Below are 18,871 nucleotides of genomic sequence, written 5' to 3'. Positions count from 1 at the left end.
CATGACTGATTATCTATTACTCTTTGTTGGAACAGTACTGGTTAACAACTTCGTTCTCGTTAAATTCCTAGGCTTATGCCCTTTTATGGGCGTCTCAAAAAAACTCGAACCGGCCATTGGAATGGGCTTAGCAACGACGTTTGTTATGACATTAGCGTCAATCAGTTCTTGGTTGATTGACACACTCATCCTCATTCCTCTCGATCTCATCTATTTGCGAACGCTAAGTTTTATTTTAGCGATTGCTGTAGTTGTACAATTTACTGAAATGGTGGTGAGGAAAACAAGCCCAACGCTTTACCGTTTACTCGGTATTTTTCTGCCTTTAATTACCACCAACTGCGCGGTTCTTGGTGTTGCCTTATTAAATATTAATATGTCTCATACTTTTATGCAGTCTGCCGTGTATGGTTTTGGCGCTGCAGTGGGTTTCTCATTAGTCATGGTATTATTTGCCGCTATTCGCGAACGCTTAGCTGTTGCCAATGTTCCGGCCCCTTTTAAGGGCTCGTCAATTGGGTTAATTACCGCTGGCTTGATGTCTCTCGCGTTTATGGGCTTTAGTGGTTTGGTGAAATTCTAATGATGTCTGTATGGATTGCTATCGGTATATTAGCCGTTTTTGGCCTTATTTTTGGGCTGATTTTAGGGTATGCCTCATTACGCTTCAAAGTTGAGGCGGACCCTATTGTCGAACAAGTTGAAGCGATATTACCTCAAAGCCAGTGCGGCCAATGCAGTTACCCTGGCTGCCGCCCTTACGCCGAAGCGGTTGCAAATAATGGGGAAATGATCAACAAATGCGCCCCTGGTGGTGAGCAAGTCATGCTAAAAATCGCTGAATTGCTTAATGTTGACCCTCAACCAATCGATGGTGATGAAGCCGCGCAAAATCCGGTTCGTAAAGTTGCGATTATCGACGAAGAAAACTGCATCGGGTGTACTAAATGCATTCAAGCCTGCCCTGTTGATGCTATTGTGGGTGCAACCCGCGCCATGCATACCGTCATTGAAGATTTGTGCACAGGATGTGACCTGTGTGTAGCCCCTTGCCCTACCGATTGTATTGAGCTTGTTCCCGTGAAAACCACCACAGCCAATTGGAAATGGGATTTAAACACCATCCCAGTCAAAAATATCAATGTTGAACCCAATGAACCATTTGTAACTAAAGCAAGGGGTGAAACTCATGCTTAAGCTCTTTAATTGGTTGAAAAAAGATAATATTTGGGATTTCAAAGGCGGGATCCATCCGCCTGAAATGAAGCTACAATCAAGCCAGACACCGATGCGTATTGCATCAATACCTGATGAACTGGTTATCCCATTACAACAGCATTTAGGCCCTGAAGGCGAGCTGATTGTTCAAGTCGGTGACTTCGTTTTAAAAGGCCAGCCTTTAACTAAAGGCCTTGGACGTACAGTGCCTGTTCATGCATCAACTTCAGGTGTTATCACTGCGATTGAGCCCATGGTGACGGCGCACCCTTCTGGCTTAAAAGAGTTATGTGTACGCATTGCATCCGATGGCCAAGATACATGGTGTACTTTGTACCCAGAGCCTAACTACGTTCAATTAACCCGCGCTGAATTACTACAGAAAATTGAACAAGCGGGTATTGCGGGTCTCGGAGGTGCCGGTTTTCCAACCGCATCAAAATTGGCTGGTGGTAAAGATGCGATTAAAACATTAATCATTAATGCAGCTGAATGTGAGCCTTATATCACGGCAGATGATAGGTTAATGCAAGAACATGCACAGGAAGTTATTGAAGGCTGCCGTGTTTTACAGCATTTATTAAACCCAGACCAGGTACTAATTGGTATTGAAGACAATAAACCCGAGGCTATCCGTGCACTTAAAGATGCAATCACCTCGCAAGAGAAACAAATATTCATTCGGGTTATACCAACCAAGTACCCATCAGGTGGTGCTAAACAGCTGACAAAAATTTTAACGGGAAAAGAAGTACCATCCGGTGCACGTTCTTCTCAAATTGGCGTGTTAATGCAAAACGTCGGTACTGTGGTTGCTATCAAACGTGCGGTTATCGATGGCCAGCCATTAATCGAACGAGTAGTCACGGTCACAGGCGAAGCAATCAGCAAACCGGGTAATTTTTGGGCTCGTTTAGGGACTCCAGTTAAACATCTATTACAGCAATCAGGTTTTAACCCTGAACCCGAACAAATGGTGATTATGGGAGGGCCTTTGATGGGCTTTACCCTGCCCGACTTAAATGTTCCTGTCGTGAAAATTTGTAACTGTTTACTGGTTCCTACCATGGAAGAAATGGGGCCTAAAGCACTAGAAGAAGCGTGTATTCGTTGTGGGTTGTGTGTTGAAGCCTGCCCTGCTGCGCTACTACCTCAGCAACTTTACTGGTTCAGTAAAGGAGATGAACACGAAAAAGCGCAAAAACATAATTTATTTGACTGCATAGAGTGTGGTGCATGTGCTTATGTGTGCCCGAGTAATATTCCGTTAGTACAATATTACCGTCAAGAAAAAGCAGAAATTCGTGAAATTGCTCAAGAAGAGCGCCGTGCCGCTGAAGCAAAATTACGTTTTGAAGCAAAACAGTTGCGTATGGAACGTGATAAACAAGCACGAGAAGAACGCCATAAAAAAGCGGCTGTGCAAGTCGATAGTACAGATAAAGATGCCGTTAATGCCGCTTTAGCACGAGTTAAAGCCAAACAAACGGTAACAGCGGAACCCATTAAGATTGTTTCCGGTGAACTCCCAGACAATAGTGCAGTAATCGCTGCTCGCGAAGCCCGTAAAGCCCAAGCTCGAGCTAAACAAGCTGAAAAGCTGGCCAATGCACAAACAGAAACTGTTGATATAGCAGCAACGGATGATCCCCGTAAAGATGCCGTCGCTGCAGCGATTGCGCGTGCAAAAGCTAAAAAAGCTGCTCAAGAGCAACCTGCCACGCCGCCAGTCGCTGATGCGGTAGCGGATACCGAAATTGACCCACGTAAAGCGGCTGTCGCTGCGGCTATTGCACGTGCGAAAGCTAAAAAAGCGGCTCAAGAGCAACCTGCCACTCCGCCAGTCGCTGATGTGGTAGTGGATACCGAAGTTGACCCACGTAAAGCGGCTGTCGCTGCGGCTATTGCAAGAGCGAAAGCTAAAAAAACAGCTCAAGAGCAACCTGCCACTCCGCCAGTCGCTGATGCGGTAGCGGATACCGAAGTTGACCCACGTAAAGCGGCTGTCGCTGCGGCTATTGCAAGAGCGAAAGCCAAAAAAGCCGCGCAAGCAGAACAACTCGCACAAGAAGAGCTCACTCCTGCTGCCGAACGACCCATTGACGAGGAAACCGACCCTCGAAAAATTGCCGTTGCTGCTGCGATCGCGCGAGTAAAAGCTAAGCAAGCACAAAAACAACATGAACAAACGACTACAGAGTAAGTGATAACGAGATGAAATTCAGGCCAATTGATGCGAAAAATCGCCGTTTAAAAATTGCTAGCGCGCCATTTACTCATAATAAACAAAGCACCAGTTTAGTCATGCTTTGGGTACTTTTAGCTGCAATACCCGGTATTGCGGCTCAAATTTATTTCTTTGGCGTTGGCACCTTATATCAAATTATTTTAGCGATGCTAACAGCCGTTATCACAGAAGCGGTTTCTATTCGTTTACGCCAACAACCTGTAGTTCCTGTACTAAAAGATAATTCAGCCATTGTAACTGCTTTATTATTAGCCATCAGCCTACCACCGCTCTCACCTTGGTGGTTAATCGTATTAGGGACATTTTTTGCTATTACGATGGCTAAACAATGTTATGGTGGATTGGGACAAAACCCTTTTAACCCCGCGATGGTGGGTTATGTTGTTTTGCTGATATCATTCCCTGTTCATATGACAAACTGGCTACCCCCGCATGAATTACAGAATATGTCGGTTTCAGCCCTTGATAGCCTATCAATTATTCTCAGTGGCCATACACCAACAGGTATTACTCTCGAGCAGCTACGAACGGGAATTGATGGTATGAGCCAAGCAACCCCGCTTGATAGCTTTAAAACGGGCCTACTGACTCATTCTATTTCTGAAGTATTACAACAACCTATTTTGCAAGGTTCCTTAGCCGGTATTGGTTGGCAATGGGTAAATATTGGCTATTTAGTTGGCGGTTTGTTCTTATTACAGCGCCGTATTATTAGCTGGCACATCCCAGTGTCGTTCTTAGGTACGTTGGCAATCTTAGCTATTGTTAGCCACTTAATTGATGATAGCCAGCATGCATCACCATGGGTTCATCTATTGTCTGGCGCCACTATGCTAGGGGCATTTTTTATTGCCACTGACCCTGTTACCGCATCGACAACACCTAAGGGACGAATTATTTTTGGTGTGATCATTGGTTTCCTTGTTTGGGTGATCCGTGTTTACGGTGGTTACCCTGACGCTGTCGCATTTGCCGTGTTACTCGCCAATATTACCGTTCCATTAATTGATTACTATACGCAACCTCGTGCGTACGGCCATGGGCATAAGTAAGGATAACCGTATGTTAAACACGATGAAACGCCATGGTGTAACGTTAGCAATCTTTGCGGCAGGCACGACCGCGCTTAGTGCTGCAGTGTACACGTTAACTAAAGAGACTATTGCTGAACAAGCCGCTATTGTTCAGAAAAAATTACTCGACCAAGTTATACCAAGTGATTTATATGACAACGACCTCGCAAAAGAGTGTTATTTAGTCACTAATGAAGCCATACTTGGTAACAAACAACCTAGGCGTTTGTATCTAGCCCGTAAAAATGGCGAACCCGTTGCTGCGGCATTAGAAACAACGGCATTAGACGGCTACTCTGGCGCGATACATTTATTAGTTGGAGCCGATTTTAACGGCACTGTACTGGGAGCTCGTGTTACAGAACATCATGAAACACCCGGGCTTGGTGACAAGATTGAGACACGAATATCTGATTGGATTACTTATTTTAGCGGTAAGAAAATAGCCTCTGACAATGACCCTAAATGGGCAGTTAAAAAAGACGGTGGTGAATTTGATCAGTTTACTGGAGCAACAATTACGCCCAGAGCAGTCGTCAATGCGACTAAACGTACTGCTGTATTTATGCAACAAATTCCACAACAATTATCGAATTATCCACGCTGTGGGGACGAATAATGAGCGATACATCTAAAGACTTATTAATGCAAGGTTTGTGGAAAAACAACTCTGCATTGGTTCAACTATTAGGGCTTTGTCCGCTTCTTGCTGTTTCATCAACAGCAACAAATGCATTAGGGCTAGGCTTAGCGACAACATTAGTCTTAGTTTGTACTAATGTTGCTGTTTCTGCTTTACGTCGTTGGGTACCATCTGAAATTCGTATCCCTATCTATGTGATGATTATTGCCTCTGTTGTTAGTGCCGTACAAATGCTAATCAACGCATATGCTTTTGGTTTATATGAATCTCTTGGGATCTTTATTCCATTAATCGTCACCAACTGTATTGTTATTGGACGAGCAGAAGCCTATGCATCTCGTAATCCTGTTGGGTTATCTGCTCTAGATGGGTTTGCCATGGGCTTAGGCGCAACGGCGACCTTGCTTGTTCTAGGGTCAATTCGTGAAATTTTAGGGAATGGTACCTTGTTTGATGGAGCTGACTTGCTACTTGGTTCTTGGGCCACCTCCCTTCGTATTGAAGTATTACATCTTGATTCGCCATTTTTACTCGCTATGCTACCGCCTGGTGCCTTCATTGGACTAGCGTTACTATTAGCAGCGAAGTACTTAATTGATGAAAAAATGAAAAAAAGAGCCGCACGACAATCCAGTATTCAACCCGAGCGTGAATATGAAAAACAGCAAGGTTGCGGTAGCCATATTTCTTAACAACGATATTTTGTGAGCAATGAATAAATCAAAACGCATTGAAATTCTAACTCGTCTACGGGATAACAACCCGCACCCTACAACAGAGTTAGAATTTAATTCCCCTTTTGAGCTATTAATCGCCGTTTTATTGTCAGCTCAAGCGACTGATGTGAGTGTCAATAAAGCGACAGCAAAGCTCTATCCTGTTGCTAATACACCTGAAGCTATTATGGCACTGGGTGTGGATGGGATAAAAGAGTACATTAAAACCATTGGCTTATTTAATACCAAAGCTGAAAGTGTCTATAAAACCTGCAAAATTTTAATCGAAAAACACAACAGTCAGGTTCCTGAAAACCGAGAGGCTTTAGAAGCCTTACCCGGTGTTGGCCGTAAAACTGCAAATGTGGTTCTTAATACCGCCTTTGGCTGGCCGACTATCGCTGTTGACACGCATATTTTTCGTGTCTGCAATCGTACTAACTTTGCTCCGGGTAAAAATGTTATTGAAGTAGAAGAAAAACTTCTTAAAGTTGTCCCCGCAGAGTTTAAAGTAGATTGCCACCATTGGTTTATTTTGCATGGACGTTATACTTGTATTGCCCGCAAACCCCGCTGTGGCTCATGTATTATCGAAGATTTATGCGAATTTAAAGATAAAATATACCCAAAAGATTGATCAAAATGCTATTTTTATACATTACCAATAAACGGTATTTTTAATGATGAATCTAGTCAGTAACGCATTTTTTCCTTGCTCTAAGACTTTGTCTTACGTAACAATAGAGCCAAACCCAATATCAATAAAACGGTAAGTATGTTCCAAGACAACCCACTGCTCGCACAACTTAAACAAAAACTACATGCCCAGACTCCACGTGTCGAAGGGCTGGTAAAAAGCACAGAAAAAGGTTTTGGCTTCCTCGAAGTTGATGGCCAAAAAAGCTATTTCATTCCACCGCCTCAAATGAAAAAAGTCATGCATGGCGATCGGGTTATTGCTGCAGTTCGTACAGATAAAGACCGTGAATTTGCAGAGCCAGAAGAACTGGTAGAACCTTTTTTAGATAGGTTTGTTGGGAAAATACAAAAAAAAGACAATGATAACCGCTTATTTGTCATTCCCGATCACCCATTACTGAAAGATATGATTTCTTGCCGTCCTGTTAATGGCATCAATCACGAATTCAAACAAGATGATTGGGTTGTTGCACAAATGCGTCGCCACCCATTAAAGGGCGATAAAACCTTCTATGCTGAAATAACTGAATTTATCACCGATGGTGATGACCATTTTGCCCCTTGGTGGGTAACGTTACGCCGTCACCAATTAGACCGTGATGAACCTAAAATGGTTGATAGTGAACGTGACGATCAAGGAATAGAACGCGTTGATTTAACTCACTTGCATTTCACGACGATAGACAATGCTAGTACTGAAGACATTGATGACGCGCTCTATGTTGAAAGAACCGATAATGGCGACTTAAAGCTGTATATCGCTATCGCTGACCCAACAAGTTATATACCCGAAGGCAGCGAACTGGATAAACTGGCATTAGCCCGTGGCTATACCAACTATTTGCCTGGTTTCAATATTCCAATGTTACCGCGCAAATTATCTGACGACCTGTGCTCTTTACGCCCAAATGAACGCCGCCCTGCTTTAGTTTGCATTGCGCTAATCAAAGAAGATGGTCGTATTGACGATAACATTGAGTTTTTCAGTGCTTGGGTTGAATCAAAATCTAAATTAGTTTATGACGAAGTCTCTGATTGGCTTGAAAATACAGGCAGTTGGCAGCCAGCAAATGATACTGATAAACAGCAAATTTTACTGCTTAAAGAAATGTCAGATAGACGTTTACAATGGCGTGAAAACAATGCCCTCGTCTTCAAAGACCGCCCCGATTACCGCTTTGTATTAGATGACAAAGGCAATGTGGTTGACATCGTAACTGAACGTCGCCGTAGCTCTAATCGCATTGTTGAAGAAGCTATGATCACCTCTAACCTCTGCGCTGCTGCGGTACTAAAAGAAAAATTAGGGTTTGGGGTGTTTAATGTGCATATGGGGTTTGAACCTCTGCAAATTGACCAAGTCGTGCAAACACTAAAAGATAACGGCATTGAAACAACGGCTGAATCGTTGTTATCACTAGAAGGTTTCCGTCAACTACGCCGTCAATTAGATGCACAGCCGACTCAATTCCTTGATAGCCGAATTCGTCGTTACCAAACTTTTGCGGAAGTCAAAGCTGAGCCCGGTCCACATTTTGGTTTAGGGTTTGATGCTTATGCGACTTGGACTTCACCAATTCGTAAATATACCGATATCGTCAATCATCGCTTAATAAAGTCTATTATTGCCGGCAAACCTTCTACGGATAAACCCTCCGAAGAATTATCAATCAAATTAGCTGAACGTCGTCGTGCAAATCGTATGGCTGAACGTGATGTTGGTGATTGGCTCTATTCGCGTTACTTAAAGCCTTTTGAGGGTACAGATACTAAATTTCCAGCTGAAATTATCGATATTACCCGTGGTGGAGTGCGAGTTCGCTTAGTCGACAATGGTGCCGTTGCATTTGTCCCTGCCCCCTTTATTCATAGCGTTCGTGATGAGATTCAATGTAGCCAAGAAACAGGCAATGTGCTTGTTAAAGGTGAAATAGCTTACCAACTTAACGATATTATTAATGTCACCATTAATGAAGTTCGTATGGAAACGCGTAATATCGTTGCTAGACCAGCCGAATAACAACTTTTCTGCTATTCTTAAAAGACCATAGTTTGATATCTATGGTCTTTTATTTTTCTATAAATTGTTTTTTAACATCATATTCGCATTAAACGTTAAACAGCGAGCACTTTTCCAGATCTTTTCCTGATTATTCTTATTCGTATAATTACCTATCATGATATTTTGTTAACTGTTAAATCTGTACTAAGGATCACTAAAATGAACACAGTAAGCAAACGTATTTTATCATTCATGGTGATAGCCACAGTCGCTATCAGTGTCAGTGCCTGTTCAAATATGTCTAAACGCGATAAAAACACAGCAATTGGTGCTGGTGTCGGTGCTGTTGGCGGTGCCGTATTGACAGGCGGAAGCTCTGTAGGAACCGTTGGCGGTGCTGCTATTGGCGGAATTATTGGTCACCAAGTCGGTAAATAAATCTCATTACATCCTTTATTTTCTCTCCTTAATCTAAAATAGCGTTCATCATGAACGCTATTTTATTTTCCATATCCGATAATCTATTAAACTATTGACGGAAAAAAGTGTACAAAGTACACTTATAATTAATGCAAAGGGAGGGAACCCTGTGAGTCACGCAATTGAATTTATTGAAACCAGCTTTTTTACCAAACAAATCCAATCGATAGCAACACAAGAAGAGCTTAGGATATTACAAAATGAACTTATCGCATTGCCAGATAAAGGCGATATCATCCAAGGAACAGGTGGTCTTCGCAAAATTAGGATGGCAACGGGTAATAAAGGAAAAAGTGTAAGTGTACGGGTTATTTATTTCCTAGCTACAGCAGAAATCATTTATTTTATAATGGCTTACCCAAAGAATGTCAAAGATACGCTAAATGACTTAGAAAAAGCAGAATTAAAGAAACTAACGAAATTACTAAAAAATGAGGTATAAAATGAGTATATTCAACGAATTAAAAGCCTCTTTAGAAGAAGCTGTTGACATTAAACACGGTCACCAAAAAGCCGCTAATGTCACTCGTTACGAAATTACTGACGTCAAAGCAATTCGAGAACAACTTAATGTTTCACAAAGCGAATTAGCTCATGCGCTAGGGACGAGTATCGACACCATTAAAAGTTGGGAGCTTAAACGACGTAACCCAACAGGATTAGCGGCTAAAATACTCATCGCCATTAAGCGTAATCCTGCTTTATTTGCCGAGTTAGCAGCAATTTAACCACTTCTTCATTATAAAATGAGTGGCTCTCTCAGTCGCCACTCATGAAAAACAGCAAAATTGTCGAGACAATCAGCCACCAGCTAACTTGACTTGAAAACCTTTCGCCTCAAGGTACTGTTTGATAACATCACGTTTGTCGCCTTGAATTTCAACATTACCGTCTTTGACAGCCCCGCCACAGCCACATTTCTTTTTAAGGTCAGCCGCTAGTTTTGCTAATTCGCTATCTTCAAGGTCAAGACCTGTAACAACACAAACCCCTTTCCCTTTACGTCCTGATGTCTCACGGCGAATTCGCACAATACCATCGCCTTTAGGCCTTTCAACTTTGGGTTTTTCGTCAGCAATACGTCCTGTCTCTGTGCTGTAAACAAGACGACTATTTGTATCACTCATAGCAAACCTTCAATAGATTGATTGATTTGTTGTAATGTGACAGTTGGGTTTTCACTACGTGTAATCGGACGCCCAATCACCATATAATCGACACCTGCTTTCACTGCATCTTGTGGTGTCATAATGCGACGTTGGTCCCCGACATCACTACCTGTAGGGCGAATACCTGGGGTAACTAATTTGAAATCAGCACCACATAACTGTTTTAAACGTAGAGCTTCATGCGCAGAGCAAACAACACCGTCCAACCCACATTGCTTAGTCAATAAGGCCAAACGCTCTGCATGAGCTGCAGGTGAAGTGTTAATTCCAACACCTGAGAGGTCTGATTCATCCATACTCGTTAATACTGTTACCGCAGTGAGTAATGGTGCTTCTTTGCCATAAGGCTCAAGAGATTGGCGAGCTGCATCCATCATGCGAGCCCCACCACCAGCATGAACATTAACCATCCATACCCCCATTTCAGCTGCAGCCGCAATCGCACGAGCGACAGTATTTGGAATATCATGAAATTTCAAATCTAAGAAAATATCAAAACCACGTTCATGGAGTGACTTAACAAATTGAGGACCATTAAAAGTAAACATTTCTTTGCCAACTTTTAAGCGACAATCACGTGGGTCAATGCGATCCACAAAAGCCAAAGCTTCATTAGCATCTTCATAATCAAGTGCCACAATAATTGGTGAATGTGTGTGGTTCTCAGTTGAGGGAATCATTTCTTAGCCTTTAAAGAGTCGTTATTATTTAAAAAGTGACGCTGTCACTGACCATCTAACCCGCGAATAGGTTTAATGGTGTCCCAAGAGCGACAAGATGGACAATGCCAATATAATGCACGCGATGTAAACCCACATTTATGACAGCGGTAATCGGGTTTTGTACGAATTTGTTCCCCTACCATTTTACGCAGCAAAATCAAACTTTCTTTTGCCCTTCCATCTTCCGCTTCTTCAAGATGGTAATCCATTAAACGATAAAATAAACGCATGGTAGGATGACGTTGAATTTGGTCGTTAATGTAATTCGCAGCCGCTTCATGATTTTGTTTTTCAACAATAATATCGGCTAAATAAAGTTCTGCGATAGCCCCTGAATTACCTGCAACACACTGACGAAGGTAATCTTCCCACTCATCTGCTTGGCCAGTATGTTGATAGCAATCAAACAGTAAAGGTAATGTTTCAGCGACGAGTTCTCTATCTTGTTGATAGACTTGTTTTAAGACATGAATCGCTTTGTCGTAATTACCTTGTTCGATAAACAACCGACCTTTCATAATTGAAACTCGAGCGCAGTGGTTGTCGGCTTGCTCTGCTTTATTTAATAATGTCAGTGCATCTTCAAGATCATCGCTAGCGAGTTGTTGGGTCGCTAATTCACAATAAAAATGCGCAATTTGCTCACGTAACTCGGGATGCCCTAATTTAACCAGTTTCCCTGCTATTTCAATGGCTTTTGTCCAGTCACTGGTGAGTTGATAAATATTTAAGAGGGATTGTAAGGCACTTTGTTTGAAATCGACTTCATCCGTCAATTGTTGAAACATGTTTTCTGCGCGGTCATAAACCCCCGCAGCCATGTAATCTCGGCCAAGTTGTTGGGTCGCTAATAAGCGTTGTTCAAATGATAATGCGGCACTTTCCACCAGCGATTGGTGAATGCGAATAGCACGTTCAACTTCCCCGCGAGAGCGAAATAAATTTCCCAGCGTGAGATGAGCCTCAAAAGCGGAGCTGTCTTCATTTTTCAGCATGTCGAGGAATAGGTCGACAGCTTTATCTTGTTGATTAGATAATAGGAAGTTAACGCCTGTTACATAATCACGTGACAAGCGATTCGCATGTTGTTGCTTATCTTGTTGAGCACTTCTGCGCCCCATGTACCAACCGTAAGCAGCAGCAACCGGTAGCAGCAGAAACAGCAACTCGAACATACAGGATTATTCCTTGTTCTGAGTCGTCACTAATGAGGTTGAGTCGGAAATATTACTTTCTCCAGCACCTAATTGTGATTCTAAACGTCTAATTTTACGACGTGCATTTTTCAGGCTAACAATGACTCGTAAATAAAACACGGCACAGACTAGCCAACCTAGCACAAAACCGACACCAAAAAGTGATGCAAGAAGGGTCGATAATGAAAAATCCCCTTTTGCAATCAGGTAGTTAAATGTAATAACCTGATCATTGCTTGAACCTAGCGTAATCGAAACAATAAAAAAAGCGACCGCTAGTAATAAAATCAGAAAATATTTCACATTTATTCCCGTTATCAGTTCTATTCATCCAATAATATCTACCTGTTAAGGTAGCATTTCCAGCGCATTCAGACAAAGCAATTTATTTTATACAATGAGAGATTTAAGTTAGATCTCCCTTAATAATGGTTCACTTGATGAAAGATTAATCGGCTTTACTAAATAGTCCCCATACCCGTAAAATATAATAACCAAATAGGGTAAAACAAGCACTGATGATCACTGAGGTTATTATATCTATAGGCCAATGCATTCCCAACAACATCCGACTAAACGCAATACCTTCTGCCCAAATAGCAAGCCCTATCGATAAAGCATATAAACGCTGTTGCCAAAAAAGCACAATTAAAAACAATGCCCAGCCTGCCGCAAATAACATATGACCCGAAGGAAAAGAATACCCCGTTTCTGCTTGCCAATGTTTACGCTGCCATTTAGCTATATTTTCATCTTGTTTAACCGTATTTTTAATTAATTTCGCACGTTCACTACGTTTTAACTCATAAAACTCTGATGACGGAATTTGATATTGAGTTGCCAGCCATTCCACATAAGGACGTGGTTCTTTAAATGTGCTTTTTAATGCGCTCTTCAAACCTTGTTGCAGTAATACCACGCTGACCAGAACAAACAAAATTTTCAGTCGCTGTTTCTTTTCTGAACGGAAAACGAATATAACGGCTCCAAGAAATAACAAAGACGTTAAAATACTATAAGGCGCTCCCGCAGTGTCTGTCAGCCAAAGAAGCCATTTCATTGAGTTAAACTGGATTTCTGGTGACCAATGCCACCCTGTAACTATCATCACTATGGGTGGTATGATTAATAACAATGCAAAAGCACAAACGACCAAAACAGTTTTTTTCATTCAATGTGTTCCAAATAAAGTTCTATTAAATATACAAATATTCCATTCACCTATTATTAACTCTGTTATAGTAATACAGCGTTGGTCGTGTGCAAAGAATACCAACCTCTATATGCTAAACGTCATATAGCGTCGATGTATTATAGTTAAGCTACTTTATATCGATAAAAGTTATTAATTAAGCAAGAGTTACTTTAACTAATGAAAGAAAATATGCAGCTAAAACGCGTTGCCGAAGCAAAACTCCCAACACCTTTCGGTGAGTTTTTAATGGTGGGTTTTGAAGAAATCGCAACCGGTCGTGATCATGTAGCGTTAATTTTTGGCGATATCTCAGGAAATGAACCGGTACTCAGCCGGATCCACTCCGAATGTTTAACAGGAGATGCGTTATTTAGTCTACGTTGCGATTGTGGTTTTCAATTAGAAGCCGCGCTCTCTCAGATTAGTAAAGAAGGCCGAGGGGTATTACTTTATCATCGCCAAGAAGGCCGAAACATAGGCTTGCTGAATAAAATCCGTGCTTATGCATTGCAAGATCAAGGCCTTGATACGGTTGAAGCCAACATCAAACTCGGATTCAAAGCCGATGAACGTGATTTTACCTTATGCTCTGATATGTATAAATTATTGGGGATTAATGAAGTCCGCTTATTGACAAATAACCCGAAAAAAATAGACATCATGCGTGAAGCTGGAATTAACGTGGTAGAGCGTGTTCCACTGATTGTCGGCCGTAACCCAAGTAACGAACATTACCTTGACGTTAAAGCAGAAAAAATGGGACACATGCTATTTAAGCATCAGTGATCTCACCAAAGGAAGAGCGTTCTGCTCTTCCCTTTCTTTTTCCCAGTCTGATTATCATCATTCAAAGTGTGCCATTTATCCGCGGCTATATTCACTTTCTTTCTATAAGGTTTATACTGTTAGCCATCTGATTACCCTGACGAATAAACTGAGTTTTTGAGGTTTATTCCGCATACTACCAGGAGATACTGTGAACAACCTGCATTCCATTCAACGCATGAGAAGATTGCGTAAGACCGAAAAACTCCGCACTTTATTCCAAGAAACCCATCTTTCCGTTAATGACCTTTGCTTGCCAATTTTTGTTGAAGAAGAACTCGACGACTATATGCCAATCAATAGCATGCCGGGTGTTATGCGTATTCCTGAAAAACGCCTTGCCTATGAAATTGAGCGTATCGCAAATGCAGGAATAAAATCAGTGATGACCTTTGGGGTTTCCCATCATCTTGATGATAATGGTAGTGATGCATGGCAAGAAAATGGTTTAGTGGCACGCATGTCACGTATCTGCAAAGAAACCGTTCCTGAAATGATAGTGATGTCTGACACCTGTTTCTGTGAATACACCTCGCATGGTCACTGTGGCGTTATGCACGGTCATGTCGTTGACAACGATGCAACTATCCATAACCTAGGTTTACAAGCAGTTGCCGCGGCACGTGCAGGCGCTGATTTCATTGCCCCTTCTGCCGCAATGGATGGCCAAGTTGCCGCAATTCGTCATGCACTTGATGAAGCTGGTTTTACAGACACCGCTATTATGTCTTACTCCACAAAATTTGCATCCGCACTGTATGGCCCATTCCGAGATGCAGCGGGTTCATGCCTTAAAGGGGATAGAAAAACCTATCAGATGAACCCAATGAACCGCCGTGAAGCACTACATGAATCACTAATTGATGAACGTGAAGGTGCTGACGCACTAATGATTAAACCTGCTGGGGCTTATTTGGATATTATTCGTGATTTACGCGAGCATACCCAATTACCTATCGGTGCTTATCAAGTCAGTGGCGAATATGCACAAATTAAATTTGCTGCTCAAGCGGGTGCAATTGATGAAACGCGTGTAGCTCTTGAAACACTAGGGTCAATTAAACGCGCAGGCGCTGACCTTATTTTCACTTATTTTGCTTTACAGTTAGCCGAAGCCAACGCGTTATAATCTCATTCAGTTAAAAAAAACCGCATCACTGTACATAAATACAGTATTGCGGTTTTTTGCCATTTTTGTTGAATAATGGTACTCAAATCGCCTAATTTATCGCCACTTCGCTATTTTGCTCTTTGCAATTCAAGTTGTTGAGTTAATGTTTGCACATAATGCTGTGCTTGCTCTGCCGTTGCTAAACCGGCAATTAATAAATCTTGTTTACCCTCAGATGTTGTTGCAACCACTCCCCAGTAATCAACTTCAACCGTAATACTCTCAGGGTTTTGATCGGGCATAGGCAAAATATCAAAATAGTCTTGTAATGGTGCAATGGTAATGGTGGTGTAATCTGCATTTAAGCCGAGTGGAAATTCTTTGTCTGCATATAAACGCAAATCATGGACTTCCGTTTCAGGTGTTCTCATCACAATAGAATATAAGTTAGGTATGTGCTCCAAAATGTCACGAACCTCTTCGTTCGCACCATCAAAATGGGATGTGGTTAATAAGATATCTGCTGCCCACAATGCCCCTTTATAGAAATCGGTTTCATTGATATCTGCCATACTCATTTCCTTTATAGTGTTTTCGATAAGCTCAGTTATATGGTGACCTGTGCTAAAGCTATTACATTCAATTAATTTGCACAAAGAAACTTATTTATGGCGAACTTCACCCTATTTTCATTTAGCCTAGTAGCGACTATTTTCTCCTTTAATCTACCGTCTATTTAACACCATAACGTAGATTGCCATCAAAAATATTGAGAAAAAACAAAATTGATAAATAAGATTAAATATTAAAAAATAAAAACGCCCGTAGGATAACAATCTTACAGGCGTTTCAGTAACACAATTGAATGATTAATGCAGCATCTGTCTTATAACATAATGTAAAATACCACCATGGCGGTAATAATCCATCTCCGTTGCAGTATCAATACGACAGCGGGTTATGATTTCCTTTATATCACCATTACCATACGTGATTTTCACTGTAATATCCTGCCCAGGAGTAATTGACTGTAACCCGGTGACATCAATGCGTTCATCGCCTTTTAAACCGAGTGTTTTACGGGATACCCCATCTTTAAACTCTAAAGGTATAACCCCCATACCAATCAAATTGGAACGGTGAATACGCTCATATGACTCAGTAATGACGACCCTCACACCTAATAAATTCGTGCCTTTCGCAGCCCAATCTCGGCTAGAACCTGAACCATATTCTTTACCCGCGATGATGGCCAATGGGCGATTTTCTTGTTGATACAGCATCGCTGCATCATAAATCGCCATTTGTTTACCTGTCGGTATATGTAAGGTATAACCGCCCTCCACACCTGGCACCATTTCATTACGAATACGAATATTTGCAAATGTCCCTCGCATCATCACTTCATGGTTACCACGACGTGAACCATAAGAGTTGAAATCTGCGACTGCAACACCATGTTCTTGCAGATATCGCCCTGCTGGGCTCTCTTTTTTGATATTTCCCGCTGGAGAAATATGGTCAGTGGTAACGGAGTCACCGAGGATCGCTAAAATATTTGCGCCATGAATATCTTTAACAGGTACTGGCTGAGATTGCATTCCTTCAAAGAAAGGTGGATGGCGGATATAGGTCGAGTCTGCTTGCCAGTGATAAGTTGAAGAGCTTTCAACTTTTAATGCTCTCCAAGCATCATCACCTTCAAAGACCGCGTTATATTCCTTACGGAACATATCTGTTTTAACTTGCTGTACAGCTTGCGCAATTTCAGCACTTGATGGCCAAATATCTTTCAAATAAACATCATTACCTGATTTATCAACCCCGATAGGATCGGTTTTCAAGTTGATATTCATATTGCCCGCCAGTGCATAGGCAACAACAAGCGGCGGAGAAGCTAACCAGTTGGTTTTCACCAGTGGGTGAATTCGCCCTTCAAAGTTACGGTTACCTGACAGCACGGCACCAACGGTAAGATCCGTTTGTTTAATCGCTTCTTCTATTGGTTCTGGTAATGGCCCTGAGTTACCAATACAGGTTGTACATCCATACCCAACAAGGTTAAATCCAAGCTTATCTAAATACGGTGTTAAACCCGCAACGGCAAGATAATCTGTCACCACTTTAGAACCCGGTGCTAATGATGATTTAACCCACGGTTGGCGAACTAACCCTTTTTCGACGGCTTTTTTCGCTAATAGCCCTGCCGCCATTAATACACTTGGGTTCGAGGTGTTTGTACAAGAGGTAATTGCCGCAATAACGACCGCGCCATCGGTTAACTCAAAGGTTTTATTTTGATATTTAACAGAAGGATAGCTCGATTGGATCTTTTTATTGACTTCTAACTCGACTGCGCCACGAAATGCTTTTGGTACTTGGCTAAGTTCAACTCTGTCTTGTGGACGTTTAGGCCCCGCTAAACTGGATTCGACTGTCGACATGTCTAACTCAAGTGTACTGGTAAAAATCGGTTCATCGCCCGCATAACGCCATAAACCCTGCTCTTTACTATAAGCTTCCACCAGTGCAATTTCATCATCACTGCGCCCAGTTAAGCGCATATAAGACAGTGTTACTTCATCAACAGGGAAAAAGCCACACGTTGCGCCATATTCAGGGGACATATTCGCAATTGTTGCTCGGTCTGCTAATGGTAAATCGGCCAAGCCGTCACCATAGAATTCAACAAACTTACCCACTACACCATGTTGACGTAGCATTTGTGTTACCGTCAACACAAGGTCAGTTGCCGTGATCCCTTCAGATAATTTACCCGTTAATTTAAAACCAACAACATCAGGGATTAGCATTGATACCGGTTGGCCTAACATCGCAGCTTCCGCTTCAATACCACCAACCCCCCAACCTAATACGCCTAACCCATTGATCATTGTTGTATGGGAGTCAGTGCCCACTAAAGTATCTGGATAAGCATATAATTTACCGTCAATTTCTTCATACCATACCGCCTTACCAAGGTATTCTAAATTGACTTGATGGCAGATACCCGTACCAGGCGGTACCACTTGAAAACGGTTAAATGCTTTTTGCCCCCAACGTAGAAATAAATAACGTTCATGGTTACGCGCCATTTCAATTTCAACGTTATCGCCAAATGCTGATTCGGTTGCAAACTCATCCACCATCACTGAGTGGTCAATCACTAAATCAACAGGTGACAACGGGTTTACTTGCTCAACATTGCCGCCAAGGGATTTAACTGCTTCACGCATCGCGGCAAGGTCAACAACAGCAGGAACACCCGTGAAATCTTGCATGAGAACACGCGCTGGGCGATAAGCAATTTCTCTATCTGCATGCGCATTTTTTTGCCAGTCAATTATTGCTTGTAAATCTTGTTCGACAACTGAGGTGCCATCAATATGACGTAATAAATTTTCGAGTAAAACTTTTAATGACTTAGGTAATTTAGTCCCCTCACCGAGCTTTTTTTCAGCTAGCGCTAAACTGAAGTAATTATACTGCTTGTTTCCAACATTGAGTGTCGAGGCACTCGTTGTTTTTAGACTCAACGACATAACTCCTCCTTGGTTTTTATGGCTATGGCAAT

At 42.0% G+C, this 18,871-nt stretch carries 20 protein-coding genes; 13 read left to right on the top strand and 7 right to left on the bottom strand.

Translation table 11 applies throughout. From position 1 onward, the window contains the following. The first annotated feature begins 1 nt into the window (after nucleotide 1). The 11 genes from rsxA to nadS all read left to right on the top strand — a co-directional run bounded on the left by rsxA (nucleotide 2) and on the right by nadS (nucleotide 9,807). Nucleotides 2–583, top strand: coding sequence for an electron transport complex subunit RsxA (rsxA, locus tag PSE60_RS06235; protein WP_004910983.1), 582 nt, complete (start codon nucleotides 2–4; stop codon nucleotides 581–583). Next, the gene (gene rsxB, locus PSE60_RS06230; RefSeq protein ID WP_004910986.1) at nucleotides 583–1,197 is read left to right on the top strand and encodes an electron transport complex subunit RsxB; all 615 of its coding nucleotides are present in this window, start codon (nucleotides 583–585) and stop codon (nucleotides 1,195–1,197) included. The genes rsxA and rsxB overlap by 1 nt, the downstream gene beginning before the upstream one ends. Then, nucleotides 1,190–3,421, top strand: coding sequence for an electron transport complex subunit RsxC (gene rsxC, locus PSE60_RS06225; RefSeq protein ID WP_272664851.1), 2,232 nt, complete (start codon nucleotides 1,190–1,192; stop codon nucleotides 3,419–3,421). Before rsxB ends, rsxC begins: the two co-directional genes overlap by 8 nt. Before the next feature lie 11 nt (nucleotides 3,422–3,432). Beyond that, entirely contained in the window at nucleotides 3,433–4,518 is a 1,086-nt protein-coding gene (rsxD, locus tag PSE60_RS06220; protein ID WP_272664850.1) for an electron transport complex subunit RsxD, read from the top strand. Nucleotides 4,519–4,528: 10 nt separating this feature from the next. After that, on the top strand, nucleotides 4,529–5,158 hold the full coding sequence (gene rsxG, locus PSE60_RS06215) for an electron transport complex subunit RsxG (protein ID WP_272664849.1): 630 nt from the start codon (nucleotides 4,529–4,531) through the stop codon (nucleotides 5,156–5,158). Then, on the top strand, nucleotides 5,158–5,874 hold the full coding sequence (locus PSE60_RS06210; protein ID WP_004910994.1) for an electron transport complex subunit E: 717 nt from the start codon (nucleotides 5,158–5,160) through the stop codon (nucleotides 5,872–5,874). Before rsxG ends, PSE60_RS06210 begins: the two co-directional genes overlap by 1 nt. 19 nt (nucleotides 5,875–5,893) lie before the next feature. Continuing rightward, nucleotides 5,894–6,535 (top strand): endonuclease III, encoded by a 642-nt coding sequence (nth, locus tag PSE60_RS06205; protein WP_272664848.1) that lies wholly within the window; start codon nucleotides 5,894–5,896, stop codon nucleotides 6,533–6,535. Nucleotides 6,536–6,673: 138 nt separating this feature from the next. Then, a complete protein-coding gene (locus tag PSE60_RS06200) occupies nucleotides 6,674–8,617 on the top strand; it encodes an exoribonuclease II (protein WP_272664847.1) in 1,944 nt (647 codons plus the stop codon). Nucleotides 8,618–8,818: 201 nt separating this feature from the next. Continuing rightward, nucleotides 8,819–9,037, top strand: a complete 219-nt coding sequence (gene osmB, locus PSE60_RS06195; protein WP_004911006.1) for an osmotically-inducible lipoprotein OsmB — start codon at nucleotides 8,819–8,821, stop codon at nucleotides 9,035–9,037. Between the two features lie 151 nt (nucleotides 9,038–9,188). Further along, on the top strand, nucleotides 9,189–9,521 hold the full coding sequence (locus tag PSE60_RS06190) for a type II toxin-antitoxin system RelE/ParE family toxin (RefSeq protein WP_272664846.1): 333 nt from the start codon (nucleotides 9,189–9,191) through the stop codon (nucleotides 9,519–9,521). A 1-nt stretch (nucleotide 9,522) separates the two neighbouring features. Then, nucleotides 9,523–9,807 carry a NadS family protein gene (nadS, locus tag PSE60_RS06185; protein ID WP_004911011.1) on the top strand — a complete coding sequence of 95 codons (285 nt, stop codon included), beginning with the start codon at nucleotides 9,523–9,525 and terminating at the stop codon, nucleotides 9,805–9,807. Nucleotides 9,808–9,879: 72 nt separating this feature from the next. Here the strand turns inward: nadS and yciH are convergent, their stop codons facing one another. The 5 genes from yciH to PSE60_RS06160 form a co-directional block, all read right to left on the bottom strand. Further along, entirely contained in the window at nucleotides 9,880–10,206 is a 327-nt protein-coding gene (gene yciH, locus PSE60_RS06180; RefSeq protein WP_109912264.1) for a stress response translation initiation inhibitor YciH, read from the bottom strand. Beyond that, nucleotides 10,203–10,928 carry an orotidine-5'-phosphate decarboxylase gene (gene pyrF / locus PSE60_RS06175; protein WP_272664845.1) on the bottom strand — a complete coding sequence of 242 codons (726 nt, stop codon included), beginning with the start codon at nucleotides 10,926–10,928 and terminating at the stop codon, nucleotides 10,203–10,205. Before pyrF ends, yciH begins: the two co-directional genes overlap by 4 nt. 44 nt (nucleotides 10,929–10,972) lie before the next feature. Continuing rightward, a complete protein-coding gene (gene lapB / locus PSE60_RS06170; RefSeq protein ID WP_272664844.1) occupies nucleotides 10,973–12,145 on the bottom strand; it encodes a lipopolysaccharide assembly protein LapB in 1,173 nt (390 codons plus the stop codon). Between the two features lie 6 nt (nucleotides 12,146–12,151). Next, nucleotides 12,152–12,469, bottom strand: coding sequence for a LapA family protein (locus PSE60_RS06165; RefSeq protein ID WP_004911022.1), 318 nt, complete (start codon nucleotides 12,467–12,469; stop codon nucleotides 12,152–12,154). Nucleotides 12,470–12,614: 145 nt separating this feature from the next. After that, nucleotides 12,615–13,337 (bottom strand): phosphatase PAP2 family protein, encoded by a 723-nt coding sequence (locus PSE60_RS06160; protein WP_272664843.1) that lies wholly within the window; start codon nucleotides 13,335–13,337, stop codon nucleotides 12,615–12,617. Nucleotides 13,338–13,550: 213 nt separating this feature from the next. Between PSE60_RS06160 and ribA the strand changes: the two genes are divergently transcribed. After that, on the top strand, nucleotides 13,551–14,147 hold the full coding sequence (gene ribA / locus PSE60_RS06155) for a GTP cyclohydrolase II (protein ID WP_272664842.1): 597 nt from the start codon (nucleotides 13,551–13,553) through the stop codon (nucleotides 14,145–14,147). A 190-nt stretch (nucleotides 14,148–14,337) separates the two neighbouring features. Continuing rightward, nucleotides 14,338–15,315 (top strand): porphobilinogen synthase, encoded by a 978-nt coding sequence (hemB, locus tag PSE60_RS06150; RefSeq protein ID WP_110731948.1) that lies wholly within the window; start codon nucleotides 14,338–14,340, stop codon nucleotides 15,313–15,315. A gap of 110 nt (nucleotides 15,316–15,425) precedes the next feature. Here hemB and PSE60_RS06145 read toward each other — a convergent pair whose 3' ends face one another. Both PSE60_RS06145 and acnA read right to left on the bottom strand, forming a co-directional pair. Next, on the bottom strand, nucleotides 15,426–15,869 hold the full coding sequence (locus PSE60_RS06145) for a hypothetical protein (protein WP_272664841.1): 444 nt from the start codon (nucleotides 15,867–15,869) through the stop codon (nucleotides 15,426–15,428). A 297-nt stretch (nucleotides 15,870–16,166) separates the two neighbouring features. Continuing rightward, complete coding sequence (acnA, locus tag PSE60_RS06140) at nucleotides 16,167–18,839, bottom strand: aconitate hydratase AcnA (RefSeq protein WP_272664840.1); 2,673 nt, start codon at nucleotides 18,837–18,839, stop codon at nucleotides 16,167–16,169. Nucleotides 18,840–18,871: the final 32 nt, after the last annotated feature.

The organism is Providencia sp. PROV174 (genome assembly GCF_028480685.1).
In the GTDB taxonomy this organism is placed as follows: domain Bacteria; phylum Pseudomonadota; class Gammaproteobacteria; order Enterobacterales; family Enterobacteriaceae; genus Providencia; species Providencia rettgeri.
The sequence above is the reverse complement of the archived record's forward strand: the minus strand, read 5'-3'. Positions and strand labels throughout refer to the sequence as shown.